The sequence below is a fragment of the Sphingomonas segetis genome (assembly GCF_009720245.1).
Lineage (GTDB): Bacteria > Pseudomonadota > Alphaproteobacteria > Sphingomonadales > Sphingomonadaceae > Sphingomicrobium > Sphingomicrobium segetis.
This window is the reverse complement of sequence record NZ_WJSQ01000272.1, coordinates 1-1,697: the sequence shown is the minus strand read 5'-3', so window position 1 is coordinate 1,697 and position 1,697 is coordinate 1. Positions and strand designations below refer to the sequence as shown.

The following is a 1,697-nucleotide window of genomic DNA, read 5'->3' as shown; positions in this document are numbered from 1 at the left end:
GCCGGCTGCCACCAAGGCGGACTCTCCAGCCGCAGCGGCTTCCGCCGAGGCTTGCCCGGCACCGGGCGCCGACGGCCGCACGATCGTCATCTGCACCCAGCGCCCGCAGGGCTACCGCCTCAACCCCGACGTGATGGAAGCGCGGCGCGAGATCCGCAGCGGCGGGCGTCCCGTGCGCCCCGGCGGGAAAGTGGTCCCGGACTGCGCGACGGTCGGACCGTTCCCGTGCACCAGCGCGGGGATCAACCTGATCGGCGCGGCGCTCACCGCGGCCGAGATCGCGAAGCGGCTCGCCAAGGGCGAGGAGGTCGGGAGCATGTTCCTCACCGACCCGCACCCGACCGAATATCAGCTCTACCTGATGGCCAAGGCGAAGCGCGAAGCCGAACAGGCGGAGGCGGCGGCGGCGACGGTCGCGAAAGCGGCCAATGCGAACCCGGCTGATGACGGCGAGAGGGTGCCGGTGCCGGCCGGCAACTACAAGTAACCGGTAATCGCCAGAAATTTGAGCGCGGCCGTAACCGATTGGTGAGGGGTGATCAGTTATCGCCCGGCGCATGAGCCGCGCGATCCTCGCCCGATACGTGACCCCGTGGAAATTCCGCCGAGCGCAGCACGAGCAGCGGCTCGCGGCGCTGCGCGAGCGCGACGGCGACAATTGCCGGCGCTGCCGCAGGCCACTCCGCTTCGACCTGCCGCGCGGGCACGACAAGGCGCCAAGGTTCGAGCAGATCGGAAGCGGCGCGGAGGCGCTCGACAACCTGTGCCTGTGCCACGTCCGCTGCAACGCTGCCGGCGCAGACGTTACCGAAGAGGTCACCGAGCGAGTCCGCCGCAAGAGCGAAGCGGAGCTGTTCGCAAGGCCGCGGCGGGTCAGGAAAGCCGGCTGAAACTCACTTCCACAACTGCAGCGACTTGATCCCGCCGGGCAGCTTGGGGTCCTCGTCGACCCGGCTCACCGTCCGCTGCACCAGCTTCCACCCGCGCCGGACCCGCCCCTTGCGCCAGACATCGGTCACCCACACCGTCCCCGACCAGTCCTCGCCGTCCATCCTCGCCCGGAGCTCGAGCGATGCGGCGAACAGCGCAAGCGGGCCGGCGCCGCGCACATAGATGTCGCCGAAGCTGAACGAGGAGCAGAAATAGCGCTTGGCCGCCGCTTCGAGCCAACTCCGCCGGTCGAGGAGCGCGGGCGGCTTCGAGCCCACGAGCAGGATGAAATCGCTCGCCGTCAGGCTCTTGAGCGCCCTGGCGTCGCGGTTGACCCACGCGCGCATCCAGCGGTTCTCCATCGTCTCGATGACGGGCGTGAGGTCGGCCATGACCGCTGCCTAGCCGAGCGCGACCGCCGACGCGAGAGCCCCAATCTTCGCGAATGTTCGCAGTGACGGCGAAGGTTTCGCAGCTCAGCAGGGGATGTCGGTGAGCCCGTCGAGCAGCGCGGGGAACGCCGCGGAGGCCTCGGTTTGCGGGTCGGCATTGCCGCGCTGTTCCCACGGCAGCGCGAAGCGCTTGGGATCGAGCCGCGCGAGCAGCCACATCAGCAGCTTGTCGCTCGGCACCTGCCGTTCGCCGACCAGCTCGCCGCCCTGGTAGACCTGCTCGATTCGGCCGTTGATCGCGCGGTCGAACGCGATCGGCGCGAGCCTGCCGGCGCCCAGCTGCTCGGCCATCCGCCAGCCGGCGTTGAACGCCGG

At 69.9% G+C, this 1,697-nt stretch carries 3 protein-coding genes and 1 pseudogene; 2 read left to right on the top strand and 2 right to left on the bottom strand.

Annotated features, from left to right (window positions below; translation table 11 throughout):
* Both GH737_RS15580 and GH737_RS14690 read left to right on the top strand, forming a co-directional pair.
* Nucleotides 1–487 (top strand): hypothetical protein (locus GH737_RS15580; RefSeq protein ID WP_196233238.1); only part of this gene is annotated, 487 nt, incomplete at its 5' end.
* 70 nt (nt 488–557) lie between these two features.
* Nucleotides 558–890, top strand: a complete 333-nt coding sequence (locus GH737_RS14690; protein WP_155265505.1) for a hypothetical protein — start codon at nt 558–560, stop codon at nt 888–890.
* Between the two features lie 3 nt (nt 891–893).
* Here the strand turns inward: GH737_RS14690 and GH737_RS14685 are convergent, their stop codons facing one another.
* Nucleotides 894–1,322: a nuclear transport factor 2 family protein gene (locus GH737_RS14685; protein WP_155265504.1), complete on the bottom strand. Its 429-nt coding sequence runs from the start codon at nt 1,320–1,322 to the stop codon at nt 894–896.
* Between the two features lie 84 nt (nt 1,323–1,406).
* A pseudogene (locus tag GH737_RS15575) lies at nt 1,407–1,697 on the bottom strand (hypothetical protein); the annotation flags it as partial.

What these genes read in the sequence shown, in the direction of transcription:
- GH737_RS14685 (WP_155265504.1), bottom strand. Translation starts at nt 1,322, where the DNA reads ATGGCCGACCTCACGCCCGTCATCGAGACGATGGAGAACCGCTGGATG.
- GH737_RS14690 (WP_155265505.1), top strand. Translation starts at nt 558, where the DNA reads ATGAGCCGCGCGATCCTCGCCCGATACGTGACCCCGTGGAAATTCCGC.